We start from the raw sequence: 15,700 nt of genomic DNA, 5'->3' as shown, positions 1-15,700 counted from the left end.
AGGCCCCATTGCAAGTAAGCCGCGTAATTTACACTATTTGTAGAGTTAAAAATGTCAGATAGGTTCAATTTCTTTCAAATGACGCCCGGCAGACAAACGCGCAGCCAATAAGCCAAGAAAAACCGATATCATCAACAAAATCAATGATTCATCCCAGCTAAAACCGACCATTCTAAACGGGCTGTCATACAAATTAGCCAAGTGGGCTACTGCGCCATCCAGCAGCATCGCAACCAATGCAGTCAGGACCCATGCCGCCACACCGCCGATCAAACCATACCAAACACCGGTATAGAGATAAGGGCGCAGGATAAAACTGTCGGTAGCCCCGACCAGCTTCATAACCTGAATTTCATCACGCTGGTTAAGTACCTGCAAACGCAGGGTATTTCCAACAATCAAGAACACCGCAAACAGCATCAGCCCGGAGATAATCATAGCCAGAATAACCACAAGTTGCTTAATCGCAGCCAAACGCTGGAGCCAATCGCTGTCGAGACGTACTTCATCCACCCCGTTCTCGAGGCGCAGACGCGAGGCGAGTTCGGTCGCCTTAGCATCCAGTTGCCAAGCCTCGGTCGGCTTGACTATCAACACTGCAGGCAACGGATTGTCATCAAGCAGACTCAGGGCTTGTTCAAACCCCGCCTGCTGGCGAAATTCAACCAGTCCCTGTTCAGGAGAAATAGATTCCAGCGATTCGATCTCTGGCCATTGGACCAGTTCATCATGCAATTGCTTAACCCGTCCTGCCGACGTACCCGGCTCTACATATACCGTCATCTGAGTCGGGTTCTGCCACACCTGCGCCACTAGAGTGACATTCTTGGCAAACAGATAGAAGCTGGTCGGCAGGGTCAAGGCAAAAGCCAATACTGCCAAGGTCAGGATGTTGCCCAGCGGACGGCGTATCATGTCAGCGAGTGACTGCTTACATTGCTGTTTGTGCAAGGCAAAAAAGCCGGTTTTATTTTGCGCCACTGGCTAACTCCCTCAATTGTCCCTGATGCAGATCCAACCGGCGGTAGTGATGGGTGGTCAGCAATGAAGTGTCGTGGGTCGCCATCAGCACCGTGACTCCGACCCGGTTGAATTCTTCGAACAATGACATGATCTGGCGTGATAACGCCGCGTCAAGATTACCGGTCGGCTCATCGGCCAGTAATAACATCGGCTTGTTGACTATCGCCCGGGCAATACCCACCCGCTGTTGCTCGCCCCCGGAGAGCTGGACCGGTAGACAACGGGCCTTGTCCAGCAGGCCGACCTTGTCGAGTGCCGCCGATACTCGGCGCTTGATCTCATTCTCAGTGGCCAGTTCGACCCGCAGCGGCAGCGCTACGTTGTCGTAGATAGTCCTATCCATCAACAACTTATGGTCCTGAAATATAATACCGATATTGCGACGTAGGAACGGGATCTGCTTATTCTCAAGACGAGTTATATCATGCCCATTGAATATGATCTTGCCGTCACTTGGACGCTCGATGGCACAGATCAGTTTCAGCAGGGTACTCTTACCCGCACCCGAATGCCCGGTCAGAAACGCCATATCTGCTGGTTGCAGATGGAAATCGACCTTTTGCAGGGCTTGGCGTCCGCCCCGATAAGCCTTACTTACCTGCTGAAACCGAATCACACTTTAATCCTCGTCACTAAACAGCGCTTCGATAAATTCATCCGCCGCAAACGGGCGTAAATCCTCGATCCCTTCACCAATACCGATGTAGCGGATTGGAATATTGAACTGATCGGCAATCGCAAAGATCACACCACCTTTAGCGGTGCCGTCCAGTTTGGTCAGGGTAATACCGGTCACCGGTGCCACCTCGCTGAACAACTTGGCCTGGCTGATCGCATTCTGTCCAGTACCGGCGTCGACGGTTAGCATAATTTCATGCGGCGCATGCACGTCAACCTTCTTCATCACGCGGACAATCTTGCGTAATTCTTCCATCAGGTTGCCTTTGTTTTGCAGGCGTCCGGCAGTATCGGCGATCACCACGTCAACGTTTTTCGCCTTGGCCGACTCGATTGCATCGTAAATCACCGAGGCACTGTCAGCCCCAGTGTGCTGGGCAACAACGGGGACATTGTTACGCTCACCCCAAACTTGCAGCTGTTCAACCGCCGCGGCACGGAAGGTATCACCGGCGGCCAGCATCACTGATTTACCCTGACTCTGGAACTGCTTGGCCAGTTTACCTATGGTAGTGGTCTTACCGACACCGTTCACCCCAACCATCAAGATCACATAGGGCTTCTTAGCATCATCAATTAGCAACGGCTGCTCGACCTTGGCCAGCATGTCGGCCAACTCTTCTTTCAGCAGGCCATACAGGGCATCACCATCTTTCAATGATTTGCGATCAGCTTTTTCGGTCAGGTTTTCGATGATCTTAAGCGTCGTGTCCATACCGACATCAGCCATCAGCAGCTGCTCTTCCAGCTCCTCGAACAAATCATCGTCAATTTTCTTGCCACGGAACAAGCTGGCAAAGCCCGAGCCGAAATTACTCTTAGTTTTCTTCAGGCCACGCATCAAGCGGGCGAAGAAGCCTTCGCTCTTCGGTTTTTCTTGCAGGGCCTCAGCATCTTGTAACTGATTTTCTTGCAACCGGGTTTCTTGTGCCTTGGCTTCTTCCTCAGCAGTCACTTGAGCTTCAGCTTCGGCTTCTGCCGCTGCTTTCGCTGCCGCCTCGGCTTCGGCGTCCGCCGCTGCTTTCGCTGCCGCCTCGGCTTCGGCGTCCGCCGCTGCTTTCGCTGCCGCTTCGACTTCGGCGTCCGCCGCTGCTTTCACTGCCGCCTCGGCTTCGGCGTCCGCCGCTGCTTTCGCTGCAGCCTCAACATCTAGCTGTTCATTCGATTGTTCTTTTACCGCGTCAGCTTCAGCTGAAACAGTTGATTGTTCTTGATTTTGTTCGGTTTGCTCCTCAGAGCCAAAACCCAACCACGAAAATAATCCGCGTTTCTTTTTTTCTGCCATTGGCAAATCCTAGAGCTTGATTGGTACAATTTGCGGCCTAAACACAGGTGTATTCCCTCAGCGGCATAATTTCGGCATGCTTGTTTTCGCATACTGCCGAGGGGTTTAGGTATACTATCATTTTCTAAACGGTCGAAGAAATCTATGACAAGACGCAGACAACAATCAGGGCAAAATACGCCAAACAGTGGCCGTGACGGGTTCGTAAGGATCATCAGCGGGCGCTGGCGCGGGCGTAAACTGCCCGTTCACGACGTTGAAGGCCTTCGCCCGACCACAGATCGAGTCAAAGAGACCGTTTTCAACTGGTTGGCGCAAGACATTATTGAGTCCCGCTGCCTTGACCTGTTCACCGGCAGCGGCAGTTTAAGCTTTGAGGCCCTTTCCCGAGGAGCTAGCCATGTCACCATGCTAGAGCTCGACAAAAAAGCCGCTGAACAGCTAGAAAAAAACCGAGCAACGCTCGATGCCGACAACGCCAAGGTACTCAATACCGACAGCCTGGCGTTCTTAAAGCAGTCTGGCACCCCGCATGATGTGGTGTTTATCGACCCTCCTTTTCGCAAAGGCCTGCTTGATGAAGCGATAGCTCTGCTTGAACTAAATAACTGGCTATCGCCCCATGCCGTTATTTACATTGAAGCAGAAAAAGAATTCGGAGAACCAGTGACGCCAGCCCACTGGCAACTTCACAGGGAAAAAACAGCGGGACAGGTCTGTTACCGCTTATTCGAAAGAGAGGGAGCATGAAAGCACTGATTTTACTTGCTAAAGCGGCGATCGGCTTTGTCTGGCTGATTTTGCTAATCAACATTTTTCACCCGTTTCCTGGGGTCGCAGCAATGGCACTCTATATCATGACCGGGTTCTTGTTCATGATGCATGGCCTGCAAATGCTGATTTTCATCGGTGCTTTCGGTGACAAAATTACCATGACCCGCTGGGAAAAGTGGTCAATATTGATCTTCGGCATTTTTGCCCTGCTTGATATCCGACGCAAGCATATGATGTAAAACCAGCAAAAATTGAAAAAAAAGAGCGAGATTAATAACCTCGCTCTTTTTCCATTAAGACATCATGAAAAATTTTCGGATCCCATCCAGGAACATCTGGGTCGATATCATGATCAATAACAACCCCATCAAGCGCTCAACGGCCTTGAGTCCCTTCTCGCCAAGTAAGCGGTTGAACACTTCATAGAACATCAAAATCACAAATGATGCTCCCCACGCCAACAACACGGCAATCACCCAATCCGTAGTACGGCCTGGATCCTGATTCGATAACAACAGCAGCGATGCCAGCACTGACGGTCCGGCAATCATCGGGATCGCCATCGGCACAATAAATGGCTCTTCACCCGCGGCAAGTCCAGTTACCCCACCGGGCTGCGGGAAAATCATCCTAATCGCTATCAAGAATAAAATGATACCGCCGGAGATGCTGACGGTCTCTGTCGAGACATGCAGGAAGTTCAGCATTTTCTGGCCACCGAACAGGAACAACAGCAAGATCACCAAAGCAATCAACAGCTCCCTAACCATAATAAAGCGACGACGCTTAGGCTCAATATGCCGCAAGATAGACAACATAACCGGCAAATTGCCGAGCGGATCCATGATCAGAAATAGCATGACCGCCGCAGAAATAATTTCCACAGAGCAGACCTCAGATAGAGAAAAAGTAAAAGAAGTATTAAGAATTAAGAACGATCAGCCAGAAAGCCAATCAGAGGCGGAGGAGTATAACAAAGCATCAGCAGGGTGGCGATATTTTTACCACCCATGTATCAAAGCGGCTAGCGGGCGCTAGCCAACTAAAAACAGAACTAGTGGTTGCACATCCGTTCACGGTTTGCCGCGACATACTCGCCGTCCTGTAGCACCTTACGACGATCTAATAGGAAAGTCATCAAAGCATCAAATGTCAGGTCTTGCTGGCTGCACGTATAGAAACGCACATCTTCGCCATATTCAGCAACAATCGCCTGCTTCAGGCTAGCAAAGGTATATGGGGTTTCAGCGGCCAATAACATATTCAACAGGTTATGGGCATGAACTTGATTATCACTCATCGTAAGTATTCTCTTCACCGCACAATTTCACCATTGTAACGGCCACCTGCAGCGGAATATTTGACCAAAAACAAATTAATGCATTTTATATGTATGTTTATAGCTCCGCCAACCTGTCCTGCCCGCACTGCCAACACAATTCGAACTGGCTGCCATTGGCCTCCCCACAAACCGGGCAGAACCACCCCGACGGATCGGCATGTTCATACTGCTCTAACAGTAACTGGGCACTGGATTGCTGAGACGCTTTTACCCATAAGCCGACTTCTACCACATTGGCTGGCAGCTCACCGGCGGCGGCACCTAGCCCCTCGCCGCTGAGCTGAACCTCAATTTGCCTGGCTTCCAGCATCCCCTTAAGGCTATGCGCTTCAAGGGCGTTACCGGCATCGTAGATTTTACACCACACTTCTGACATAGCCTTCCCCATACCTGTTGCCTGCTACCAGTATGATCTACAGACAGGCTAATGGCTGGAATAGTTTCATTTATCAGTCACTACACGGCCAGCAAGGTGGCAACAAATAACGACTGGGCAAGAAAATAGCTGGTCATGATCATTGAGGTTGCCGCTTTAAACGGCCCACGAAAGCGATCAATCGCCAAACAGAGATCGGAAAACATAAAGATTGCCGCCCCAACAAAAGCCAACAGTGCCGGCGTTGTTGCTGTGGTTAGCCAAAATTCACCGGCCGCCCAGGCCATTTGGGAGATAACGGCAATATAGACAGCAACCGGTATCAGCATCTTTCCCAGCGAGGGCAGTAACAACAGGAAAACAATCACACCGGCGGCAGCCAGCATAGCAGGCAGCCACCAAACAATCTGGCTACCAAGCTGGGACCAGAACGCCACAGAATAACTGATATGCGCCAGGGCGAAGGCCACCAAGCCGGGGATAAACCGATCTTTGGGCCACATAAGAAAAACATCGCCCACAACGGACAATACCAGCCCCAACAAGATAGCCAAGTGATAGATCCCGCCATCACCAGCCGGCCACGCGACGACAAGCAACATTAGCAAAGTAACAGGCTTGAATAGATAAAATTGCCAGCGGGGACCATGGTACGCGGCTGTGATGTGTAGAAGAGCAGAAAGAGAAATGGCTAACCAAACCCACATAGTTTCACCGTTATTATTATGGAATTGCACAGGGCAAAATGCTGAGCACTCAGTGGCTAGCACAGTTTAGGATCTAACAGGCGATTGTCTAGCAAGGAAGGTCAATAACTAGCGGCGAATCATATTTATCATCAACTCAGCGGATCTTCTATGAACATCTTGATATCACCGATTAGAAAAACGAAATAGCAAACGTTTGGCATGGCTTAAACCTTCTTTTTTGTCTATAGCACTAGTCAGCACACTCAAAAGCAAAGCCAAAACACCGAGTACCCCCTCCAGAACAACAGTTAAAAGCCCTAAAATACAAAAAGATAAAAGACAAAAAAATATCTTTACCGTAATTTAACCACGCCCCATTCAAAAACAGTACTTAGCGCTAATCACTTAAGGCAAATACATAAAACCAACGCAAATATGCACTTCAAAAGCTTATAAATCGTTAAAAGTGACTAATCGACAAGTTGAAAGACAGCAATTAATACCACTTTCGATCAGCAAGGACGCTTGACGCCAATTTTAAAGCAAAAATACAAAAACCAAAAAATCACAATGAAAAACCAACCACGACACAATAAAAAAAACCTAAAAACCAATAGATTAAAAACAACAAGCCATCAACCACCTCAATCAGAACAATTTTCAACCACGCCAAAAAACACAGTTCACTTAACCATACAAGGCTCAAACCAGCCTCCATAAATTATTTTTATGACAACAATATGACAATTCAGCTTGATAAAAGCATAAAATAAGTGCTATTCTTATTTACAACATCAACTCAGCAGCTACAAGGAGCCTCTGCATGTTCACACCTTCACAAAAACAAGGCCTTATGATGATCGCAGTGGTTGTCGGATTAATGACGCTGCCAGTGATTTATTAAGCAAAAAAAATTCAAAAAAAAGGTGCCTTTCGGCACCTTTTTTGTTTTATCCAATAAATTCCATTCGCCAGAGAAGTCTATACCACAGACTGTTGACCTTACCACCCGTTAAGGGGTCAAATCGATCCGGTGCCAATGAAGGGAATAGAACCATATTGCCAGCGCAGTCACCCCAACAACCAATAATACAGCTGCCGTCCAGACAAAACGGCCACTTCGCGGGGTAAGTTCCTTTTCGCATGCATTACAAGCAGCAATAAACCCTTTCTTGTCGTCGAGCTTATACCCTTCTTCATGCACGGTTTTGTTACGGACAGAAGCAATAAAACGTAACTTTGGAATAATTTCGTGTGGCAGGCGTTCTTCACAACTAGTGATCAGCTGGTGCAAGCCCTTGCCCTCAGCATGGTAATGCTCACGCAATAGGCTTTCAATCCGCCTTGAACGTGTTACCACTAACTCAATGTTTGCCATCTAATCTCTTCCTTGCTCACTCTTTCTACTAACTTACCTCGACTTTGCACTAAAGCAAAGTACTGCGTCTCCCAGAGAGCGCAGATACCACCAAGGAATACTTGCAGGACTGGGTCGTATATCCATTAAAACCATACTTGCAGCGATCACGCTTTTTACGACTGATCATATCCAGTAATCAAGACTTGCCCAATAATGAGTTCTCGTTGCGTACAACAAGGAAGTCCTATGCCAACCAGCGTTCCCATTATCATCCTAGCTCTGCTAGCCATTGCTATATTTTGCTTCATCCGAGTCTACCGCCAACACACCGTGGGTGAGAATGCCCCGGAAAAGCAAGCCGAAGTCCAGATCCTCGACAAGCAAAGCTCACCGGTTATTGGTGCTCGCCAGGGGGAGGACGACGAGGAATACTGGATTTATGTGCAGCCGACAAAAGGCGGGCCAAAACGTGAGTTTATGGTGGGTATCCATTATTTCCATGCCCTTAACCCAGGAGATAAGGGAATCATGACCTACCAAGGCGTCACATTCCGCCACTTTGCTCGACACCGGGATGAGTGAGCTTTTTGGCCTCAAACTCAAGGCACTAACCAAGCGGTTTTAGGGCTTTTTCCCAATAGCCAGCTGGCAGCAAGGGCCAATGCCGTGATGATCACCGTCCAGAACGGGATCATCAGCACCGGTGGCAGGAAGTACCAGTCATACGCCCTTACTGGCCATAAAAAGATAGGGTGAAGTAAATAGATCCCAAGGCTATAGCGGCTCATAAAGGCCAGCTTATCAAGCCAGCCTTCGCTGATCTTATCTGCCACATACCTGCCCAGCGCAAAAATCATGGCGGCGATAAGCGCGGTATTGAGTGTTTTGTAAGACATCCAGCGGCCAACCTGGTATTCCCCGGCAGCAAAACTATTGCTCAACACCATGGCATCGGTTAGCAACAGCGCTACGATACCCAGAGGCAGTAGCCACTTCAAGCTCGGCCAACGCAGCTGATACACGCAGTAGCCAAACAGTAAGTAACCACTATACAAAACCAGCTCATGGTTCCAAGGGCCATCAATTTTGAACAGGAACGAGGTTGTCAGAGCCAGCCATACCCAGGTCAGGGCCAGTGTCGTCTGCCTGTCGTAATGCTGGACAAAGTGGCGCAGGAAAGGCACAACGAAATAGAGCGGGATAAAGTAATAGAAAAACCCAAGGTGGTAGTAGGTTTCATGTACCGGCAGTGCCTTTAACGTTTCGAGCGCCACATCACCATTAAACCCCGCAGGCGACACGCCTGATAACCAAGCATAAAACACCGACCATACCAGAAAAGGCAGCAATACCTTACCGAGTCGACGGCGGACATAATAGCCAAGTTCAAACGGCCGGGTGTCAGTCAACATCAAGGCGCCAGTGATCATAATAAAGATGGGTACTGCCCAGCGGCTGAAACTATTAAAAGTGGTCGCGGTTACCCAACCGCTATCGGGCATCACTCCAAACTGATCTCGATAAGGGCCCAGTACGTGTATGACTACCACCGCGACAGCGGCGACACAGCGCAACACATCAAAAAAACGAACCTTCTCCCTCACCCCAGCCCCCTCACTGCACAAACTAAAAAGGGTATCCCGTTGGGATACCCTTTTGAATATAGCAGGCGATTAATATTAAGTAACTGAATAGGCGTGGATTTGCAGACAAAATCACCCAACACTGACATTCAGAATAAACACATCTCTGCTAACCCTTATGGCTGTTGACGAGTCGCAGCCAACACGATTTCACGAATACACAGATGCTGCGGCTGCTGATAAGCATAATTAATGGCATTGGCAATATCCTGCGGCGCAATGACTCCCCCCATCCCGTCTTTCCACTCTTCATAGCCCGCTTTAATCGCATCACTGGTAGTGTGGCTTAGCAGTTCGGTGTCCACCGCGCCAGGAGCAATCGTAATAAAGCGCACGTTGTCGTCAGCCACTTCTTCACGAATATTTTCAGTAATTGCATGAACCGCGAACTTGGTACCACAATAAGCGGCATGGTTAGGGAACGTCTTGCGACCAGCCACCGAGCTGATATTGATCACGGTCCCGCCCTGGCGCGCTTTCATCTTGGCCAGCACCGCATGAATACCGTTTAGCAGGCCCAGCACGTTAACATCAAACATCGTTTTCCATTCAGCGGGATCTTGCTCATGGGCAAGGCCAAGCAACATCATTCCAGCATTATTGATCAGACAATCCACCGGGCCGAACTGAGCTTCCGCTTCCTCTATTGCCGCAGAAAATGCCGGGGCATCGGTTACATCCACTTGGCGGCAAAGGGTATTTGGCAGCCCCAACGCCGTCATTCGATCAATACGACGAGCCAGCAATAATAGAGGGTGACCTTGTGCTGATAATGTTCTGGCTGTCGCCTCACCAATACCAGAACTTGCGCCAGTGATCACAACGAGAGACTTAGACATAGTTTCACCTTATATAGAAAGAGACAATCACCCCGGGCGTTTTCCCGCCAGGATATTACCAGTGGCCACCAGCAGTTGGGCGCCACTATAACGGTCCAATCCCTTAGTGAAAAATATCGATTACCTCTGCTTATCATAAGTTTTAGCTATGGGTACTCTTACTTCCAATCTGTGCCCCACTAAAAATGATAACCGGCCGTTAATAAAATGCTACCAAGCGAATTTAATTGGAGGAAAATTACCCTTTTTGTGAATGTAAGCACGGCTTTTTCGAGCTGCTATTTCTAATCAATTGATATCCGGTTATTGAGCAAAGGTTAACAAACCAAAAATGGACAACCTATTTCATAAAGATCAACACTAACAAACGGAATAACCATCACACAAACAGCACAAAAAAACCAAAAATTAACAATAACCAGACAAAAAACAAGCAATCGACACATTTTGACACAATTATATCTTGTTTGTGACGTTAACAATGGCGTAACCTTCCACGCGACAAAAGATGTACCCATTGATGGGATTAAAACGATAAATGGAGGTCGTGATGCATTCATCTGCTTCACCGCAAACACAACAACAACCGAAGAAAACGTTATTTACCCGTTTTCTAGATACCGTCGAGTGGCTAGGCAACCTGCTACCACACCCAATTACCCTTTTTGCCCTTTTCTGTGTGGCTATTCTGGTGCTATCCGGTATTGCCGGCTACTTCGGCGTCTCTGTCGTCGACCCACGCCCAGAAGGCGCAGCGGGCCGGGCTGCTGACGGGATGATTCATGTTGTAAGCCTATTCAATGCAGAAGGCCTACAACGAATCGTTGCTAACTTGGTAACCAACTTCACCGGTTTTGCCCCACTAGGTACCGTACTGGTCGCTATGTTGGGCGTGGCGATTGCCGAGCACTCAGGCATGCTGTCATCAGCTATGCGTGGTTTGGTTATGGGCGCATCAAAGCGCATGGTAACCTTCGTGGTTATTTTCGCCGGTATCATTTCAAACACAGCGTCTGAGCTAGGCTACGTGGTACTGGTACCGCTAGCAGCTATGCTATTCCACTCTCTGGGCCGCCACCCGCTAGCAGGTCTAGCTGCGGCGTTTGCCGGTGTATCTGGTGGCTACAGTGCTAACCTTCTGCTTGGTACGGTTGACCCGTTGCTATCGGGCATTACCCAGACAGCAGCACAAATGATCGATCCGAACTACTCTGTTGGCCCTGAGGCTAACTGGTACTTCATGTTTGCATCAACCTTTGCTATCACCATCATGGGTGCGTTTGTTACCGAAAAGATTGTTGAGCCGAAACTGGGTAAATACAACCCGGAAGAAGCCAGTGAAGATCTCGGTAGCGACAAGCTTGGCAAAATCACCGCTCTTGAGAAGAAAGGCCTGAAAATGGCAGGTCTTGCCGCTCTTGTTGTGGCAGGCATGCTGGCACTGACCATCGTGCCGGAAAATGGTATCTTGCGTCACCCTGAAACGGGCATGGTTGCAGGTTCACCGTTCTTGAAAGGTATCGTCGCCTTCATCTTCGTTTTCTTCGCTGTTCCTGGCTTTGTCTACGGTAAAGTTGTCGGCACCATGAAGAATGACCGCGATGTGATTGATGCGATGTCAAAATCCATGTCTTCAATGGGCATGTACATCGTACTGGTGTTCTTCGCCGCTCAGTTCGTGGCTTTCTTTAGCTGGACTAACTTCGGACAGGTGTTCGCCGTTGGCGGTGCTGACTTCCTGCAGTCAATCGGTCTGACTGGCCCGGCACTGTTCTTTGCCTTCATCCTGATGTGTGGCTTCATCAACCTAATGCTAGGTTCGGCATCGGCACAGTGGGCGGTAACGGCACCGATCTTTGTCCCTATGCTAATGCTGGTTGGCTATGCACCGGAAACCATTCAGGCGGCTTACCGTATCGGTGACTCGGTGACCAACATTATCACGCCGATGATGAGCTACTTTGGTATGATCCTAGCGGTAGCAACTCGCTACAAGAAGAACCTAGGCCTAGGTACGCTGATCTCCACCATGCTGCCTTACTCACTCGTCTTCATCGTTGGCTGGAGCCTGATGTTCTACGTATGGGTATTCGTATTCGGTGTGCCTGTTGGTCCAGGCGCTGCGACCTACTACAGCGTAGGCTAACACGACACTCTGTTACCAAAGCCGGGCTTATGCCCGGCTTTGTATTTTCAGCCCCACACTCACATCCGCAATAGCGTTATTTTCCAAGGCGCTTTGCTATCATAAGCTCCATCACTTGCCAGCTTGAGCACTCCCATGGATCTCCGCCTCCTGCGCTTTTTTGTCACCGTCTACGAAGAGAAGAACATCACCCTCGCTGCCGAGCGCTGCTTTGTCTCCCAGCCATCGATATCCAACGCCATCAAACAGCTAGAAGCTGAGCTCAATACCACCTTGTTCGAGCGTCACAAGAAAGGGGTCAACCTGACCGACGAGGCCCATTACCTTTATCCACTGGCCGTCAGGTTGCTCGGGGACGTCAATCGCCTACCGGTGTTGTTCCAGCAGCGCACTGAGTGCCTGCCACTCAAGTTAGCCAATTTCCCCGACCTGAGCCAAGCCGCCCTTGCCAGGGTTTTCCGCTGCCTCAATGAACATATTCCGAATGTACTATTAGAATTGGTGGATCATGATGTGCCCGCGGATGCGCGCCTGACGCTCGATATGTTCAAACAAAACGGTGAGATTTTTCTGCCGCTGTGGGAGGAGGATTATGTACTGTGCATGCTGCCATCCCATCCGCTGGCCAAACTGGACAAGGTCAAACCGGAACAGCTCCACCAGCATGATTTTATCGAATGCCCGCCGTGCGAAGCCCACCAGCAAACTATCGGCCTACTAGCCTGCGACGGGCTGGCGGTCAATCTGGTTGCCAAGGCCGAGCATAAAACTCAAGTGATGCATCTGGTACAGGCCGGCCTTGGCATTTCCTTCCTACCAACCGGGGTGCTGGAGACCGCCAAGGAACTGGTCACCGTCCCGCTTGATGGGCCACGGATGTTTCGCCGGCTCGGGTTATGTTACCCGGCCAACAAGACACTAAATCCAGCCCTAACCGAAACGGTGAAGGCTCTGAGCCAATTTGTACGGCAGTAAGCGTACGGGCGGAAGTGGGGGATCTACGGCAACCGTCGTCATCCCCCCAAAGCTGTAGCGCCTTATGACAACATCTTGTATGGCATTGGGTTATACTTGGCCCAGATGCTGTTAACCGAGATGATAAATGACTGTCCAGCCCCCCTCTTTTTTTGAACTATCCCAAGAAAGCTGCTTTGAAGAGACCATGGCCGGGCCCGTCGCCAACCTGTGGCAACAGCGTCAAGAGGGCATGTTCCAGGGAAGCAACCACACCAATATTGGCTGGGTCGCCTTGACCGGCAACAATCCAGATAAAGCCATTATTGTGGTTAACGGCCGGGTTGAAAGCTACTGGAAATACCAAGAGCTTTTTTATGACCTCGTTCGCCAGGGCTACGATATTTTTGCCCTTGACCATAGGGGCCAAGGCGTCTCCGACCGAATAGCCGAAGATACCGAGTTGGGCCATGTCGGCCACTTCGATGACTATGTTAACGATTTAGACACCTTCATCGAGTCAGTGGTCAAGCCCAAAGGCTACCAACAGCTATTTATGCTCGGCCACTCGATGGGGGGAACAATTACCAGCCTGTATCTGGCCCGCCATCCCGGTTCTATTGAGCGGGCAGTACTCAGCGCTCCGATGCACGGCATCAACATCAACAAGTGGATGCGCCCTATTGCCTCGCCCCTTGCCCGGGCGATGGAACAGCTGCAGGGCCAGCCAAGCTATGCGCCGGGACAGGTTCCCTATTACCCCAAACCCTTTAGCAACAACCCGTTGACCCAGAGCAAGGTTCGCTACCAGTGGTTTCGAGATCTCTACGAGCACAAGCCGGAACTGAAAGTCGGTGGCCCGAGCGCCCGTTGGGTGTGGCAAGGTTTGGCGGCGGCCAAGCGCTGCATCAGCGAGGCGGGCAGCATTTCCACCCCGATCCTGCTGCTACAGGCCAGCGAAGATACCATCATCGATAATGCCGCCCAGCAACAGTTTCATCAGGCCATGGTGCAAGCCAACCGTGACTGCCAGTTCAAGGTTATTGAAGGCGCTCGCCACGAGCTGCTGTTCGAGACCGATACCTACCGCAGTCCGGCGCTGATCTCTGCCCTGGAGCATTTCCGGAAAGCGGAAATACCCAACGGATAAAATAGCCTCCTTTCTCTTGGGGGAACTGGTTTAATATTGCACTGTTCCCCCAGTGCTTCGGCGTTGGGCCTCTGTTTCTACCGCGAGAGGTTTCATGTACCAAATTATTGCATCGGATCTGGATGGCACCCTGCTAACACCAGACCATAAGATTGCCCCATTTACTAAAGATACCCTCAACCAGCTTCACCACCAGGGTAAAGACTTCATCTTCGCCACCGGCCGTCACCACATTGATGTAGCGGGGCTGCGCGAGCAATTGGGGATCCCGGCTTACATGATCACCTCCAACGGCGCCCGGGTACACAACTGCAAGAACGAAGTGATCTTCAAGCAGGATGTCCAACCCGAGGTCATTACCGGCATCATTGCGATGACCAAACAGGATCCGGAGCTGAGAATCCATATCTACCGCAACGATGATTGGCTGCTGAACCAGGAAGATCCAACCCTGCGCGAGTTCCATGATAGCTTCAGCTACCAGCTGTTTGATGTCGAGAACCCACCGCTAGAAGGCGTGGCCAAGCTTTTCTTCACCCGCGACGACCGCGATCATGACAAGTTGGTGGAGTGGGAAAATAAAATCAACGCCGAGTTTGGCAACCAGGCCAATGTCGCCTTTTCGACCCCGTGGTGTCTTGAAGTCATGGATACAGGTGTATCCAAAGGCCATGCTCTGGAAGCCGTTGCCAAAGAAAAGGGCTATGCGTTGGCTGATTGTATTGCCTTCGGTGACGGGATGAACGATGTCGAGATGCTAACCATGGCTGGCAAGGGCTTAGTAATGGGTACTTCCCATGCCAAGGTCAAGGCAGCCCTGCCCGACAACGAGATGATCGGCGACTGCAGCGATGAGGCAGTGGCCCACTACCTCAGTGAACGTTTTCTTAAGTAAGGCCCACAGCGGAAAAACGATCAGGAAGCAGTTGAGCTGCTTCCTTTTGTGTCGCGGTGTTAAAACTGCCCGGTCATCTGCAGGATTTCATGCCATTGGTCTTCGCTAACGGGCATGATACTGAGGCGATTGCCCCGCTTGACCAGCGGCATCTCAGACAAAGCGGGATTGGCTTTCATCCGCTTCAATGACACAAGACGCAAGTGACGGCGATATTCGATATCCACCATGATCCAGCGCGGATTGTCCGGGGCGGATTTCGGGTCGAAATACGGCCCCTCGGGATCAAACTGGAAATGGTCTGGATAGGCTTCGCGCACCACCTCGGCAATCCCCACCACACCGACATCCTTGCAGGAAGAATGGTAAATCAACACCTGATCCCCTAGCTTTATAGCATCACGCATCATATTTCGCGCCTGATAGTTCCTGACACCTTCCCAGCAGGAAACTTTTTGCTGCTTGAGCGTGTCTATCGAAAAGGTGTCCGGCTCTGTCTTGAATAACCAATACGCCATTCTGATACTCTTTTATTTATCTGGTATA

The 15,700-nt window shown here is 50.2% G+C and carries 18 protein-coding genes; 7 read left to right on the top strand and 11 right to left on the bottom strand.

The window, feature by feature from the left end; translation table 11 throughout:
- Positions 1 to 54: 54 nt before the first annotated feature.
- From ftsX to ftsY, 3 genes are read right to left on the bottom strand one after another with little or no spacing between them, the layout of a single operon-like run.
- A complete protein-coding gene (gene ftsX / locus NHN17_RS01225) occupies positions 55 to 981 on the bottom strand; it encodes a permease-like cell division protein FtsX (protein ID WP_255040281.1) in 927 nt (308 codons plus the stop codon).
- A complete protein-coding gene (gene ftsE / locus NHN17_RS01220) occupies positions 968 to 1,639 on the bottom strand; it encodes a cell division ATP-binding protein FtsE (RefSeq protein WP_255040280.1) in 672 nt (223 codons plus the stop codon). The genes ftsX and ftsE overlap by 14 nt, the downstream gene beginning before the upstream one ends.
- Positions 1,640 to 1,642: 3 nt before the next feature.
- On the bottom strand, positions 1,643 to 2,986 hold the full coding sequence (gene ftsY / locus NHN17_RS01215; RefSeq protein ID WP_255040278.1) for a signal recognition particle-docking protein FtsY: 1,344 nt from the start codon (positions 2,984 to 2,986) through the stop codon (positions 1,643 to 1,645).
- A gap of 144 nt (positions 2,987 to 3,130) precedes the next feature.
- Here ftsY and rsmD point away from each other — a divergent pair, with 144 nt between their 5' ends.
- Positions 3,131 to 3,736: a 16S rRNA (guanine(966)-N(2))-methyltransferase RsmD gene (gene rsmD, locus NHN17_RS01210; RefSeq protein WP_255040277.1), complete on the top strand. Its 606-nt coding sequence runs from the start codon at positions 3,131 to 3,133 to the stop codon at positions 3,734 to 3,736.
- Entirely contained in the window at positions 3,733 to 3,999 is a 267-nt protein-coding gene (locus NHN17_RS01205; RefSeq protein WP_255040276.1) for a DUF1145 domain-containing protein, read from the top strand. Before rsmD ends, NHN17_RS01205 begins: the two co-directional genes overlap by 4 nt.
- A gap of 54 nt (positions 4,000 to 4,053) precedes the next feature.
- Here the strand turns inward: NHN17_RS01205 and NHN17_RS01200 are convergent, their stop codons facing one another.
- From NHN17_RS01200 to NHN17_RS01180, 5 genes are all read right to left on the bottom strand, one after another.
- Entirely contained in the window at positions 4,054 to 4,644 is a 591-nt protein-coding gene (locus NHN17_RS01200; RefSeq protein ID WP_255040275.1) for a YhgN family NAAT transporter, read from the bottom strand.
- A 170-nt stretch (positions 4,645 to 4,814) separates the two neighbouring features.
- Positions 4,815 to 5,060: a YecH family metal-binding protein gene (locus NHN17_RS01195; protein WP_255040274.1), complete on the bottom strand. Its 246-nt coding sequence runs from the start codon at positions 5,058 to 5,060 to the stop codon at positions 4,815 to 4,817.
- 97 nt (positions 5,061 to 5,157) lie between these two features.
- A complete protein-coding gene (locus NHN17_RS01190; protein ID WP_255040273.1) occupies positions 5,158 to 5,478 on the bottom strand; it encodes a putative signal transducing protein in 321 nt (106 codons plus the stop codon).
- Positions 5,479 to 5,558: 80 nt separating this feature from the next.
- Entirely contained in the window at positions 5,559 to 6,185 is a 627-nt protein-coding gene (locus NHN17_RS01185; RefSeq protein ID WP_255040272.1) for a lysoplasmalogenase, read from the bottom strand.
- Between the two features lie 994 nt (positions 6,186 to 7,179).
- Positions 7,180 to 7,545 carry a DUF4145 domain-containing protein gene (locus NHN17_RS01180; protein WP_255040271.1) on the bottom strand — a complete coding sequence of 122 codons (366 nt, stop codon included), beginning with the start codon at positions 7,543 to 7,545 and terminating at the stop codon, positions 7,180 to 7,182.
- A gap of 228 nt (positions 7,546 to 7,773) precedes the next feature.
- On the opposite strand from NHN17_RS01180, the gene NHN17_RS01175 reads away from it, so the two are divergent.
- Complete coding sequence (locus tag NHN17_RS01175; RefSeq protein WP_255040270.1) at positions 7,774 to 8,109, top strand: DUF2500 domain-containing protein; 336 nt, start codon at positions 7,774 to 7,776, stop codon at positions 8,107 to 8,109.
- Between the two features lie 17 nt (positions 8,110 to 8,126).
- Here the strand turns inward: NHN17_RS01175 and NHN17_RS01170 are convergent, their stop codons facing one another.
- Both NHN17_RS01170 and NHN17_RS01165 read right to left on the bottom strand, forming a co-directional pair.
- The gene (locus NHN17_RS01170; RefSeq protein WP_255040269.1) at positions 8,127 to 9,131 is read right to left on the bottom strand and encodes an acyltransferase; all 1,005 of its coding nucleotides are present in this window, start codon (positions 9,129 to 9,131) and stop codon (positions 8,127 to 8,129) included.
- A 155-nt stretch (positions 9,132 to 9,286) separates the two neighbouring features.
- On the bottom strand, positions 9,287 to 10,009 hold the full coding sequence (locus NHN17_RS01165) for an SDR family oxidoreductase (protein ID WP_255040268.1): 723 nt from the start codon (positions 10,007 to 10,009) through the stop codon (positions 9,287 to 9,289).
- 550 nt (positions 10,010 to 10,559) lie between these two features.
- Here NHN17_RS01165 and NHN17_RS01160 point away from each other — a divergent pair.
- The 4 genes from NHN17_RS01160 (at position 10,560) to NHN17_RS01145 (ending at position 15,154) form a co-directional block, all read left to right on the top strand.
- On the top strand, positions 10,560 to 12,155 hold the full coding sequence (locus tag NHN17_RS01160; protein WP_255040267.1) for an AbgT family transporter: 1,596 nt from the start codon (positions 10,560 to 10,562) through the stop codon (positions 12,153 to 12,155).
- Between the two features lie 135 nt (positions 12,156 to 12,290).
- Positions 12,291 to 13,130, top strand: coding sequence for a LysR family transcriptional regulator (locus NHN17_RS01155; RefSeq protein ID WP_255040266.1), 840 nt, complete (start codon positions 12,291 to 12,293; stop codon positions 13,128 to 13,130).
- Between the two features lie 127 nt (positions 13,131 to 13,257).
- On the top strand, positions 13,258 to 14,259 hold the full coding sequence (locus tag NHN17_RS01150; protein ID WP_255040265.1) for an alpha/beta fold hydrolase: 1,002 nt from the start codon (positions 13,258 to 13,260) through the stop codon (positions 14,257 to 14,259).
- Between the two features lie 94 nt (positions 14,260 to 14,353).
- Positions 14,354 to 15,154, top strand: a complete 801-nt coding sequence (locus NHN17_RS01145) for a Cof-type HAD-IIB family hydrolase (RefSeq protein ID WP_255040264.1) — start codon at positions 14,354 to 14,356, stop codon at positions 15,152 to 15,154.
- A gap of 59 nt (positions 15,155 to 15,213) precedes the next feature.
- Here NHN17_RS01145 and NHN17_RS01140 read toward each other — a convergent pair whose 3' ends face one another.
- Entirely contained in the window at positions 15,214 to 15,672 is a 459-nt protein-coding gene (locus NHN17_RS01140; RefSeq protein ID WP_255040263.1) for an EVE domain-containing protein, read from the bottom strand.
- Positions 15,673 to 15,700: the final 28 nt, after the last annotated feature.

Origin of the sequence: Photobacterium pectinilyticum (assembly GCF_024357955.1) — a bacterium.
GTDB classification, from domain to species: domain Bacteria; phylum Pseudomonadota; class Gammaproteobacteria; order Enterobacterales; family Vibrionaceae; genus Photobacterium; species Photobacterium pectinilyticum.
The sequence above is the reverse complement of the archived record's forward strand: the minus strand, read 5'-3'. Positions and strand labels throughout refer to the sequence as shown.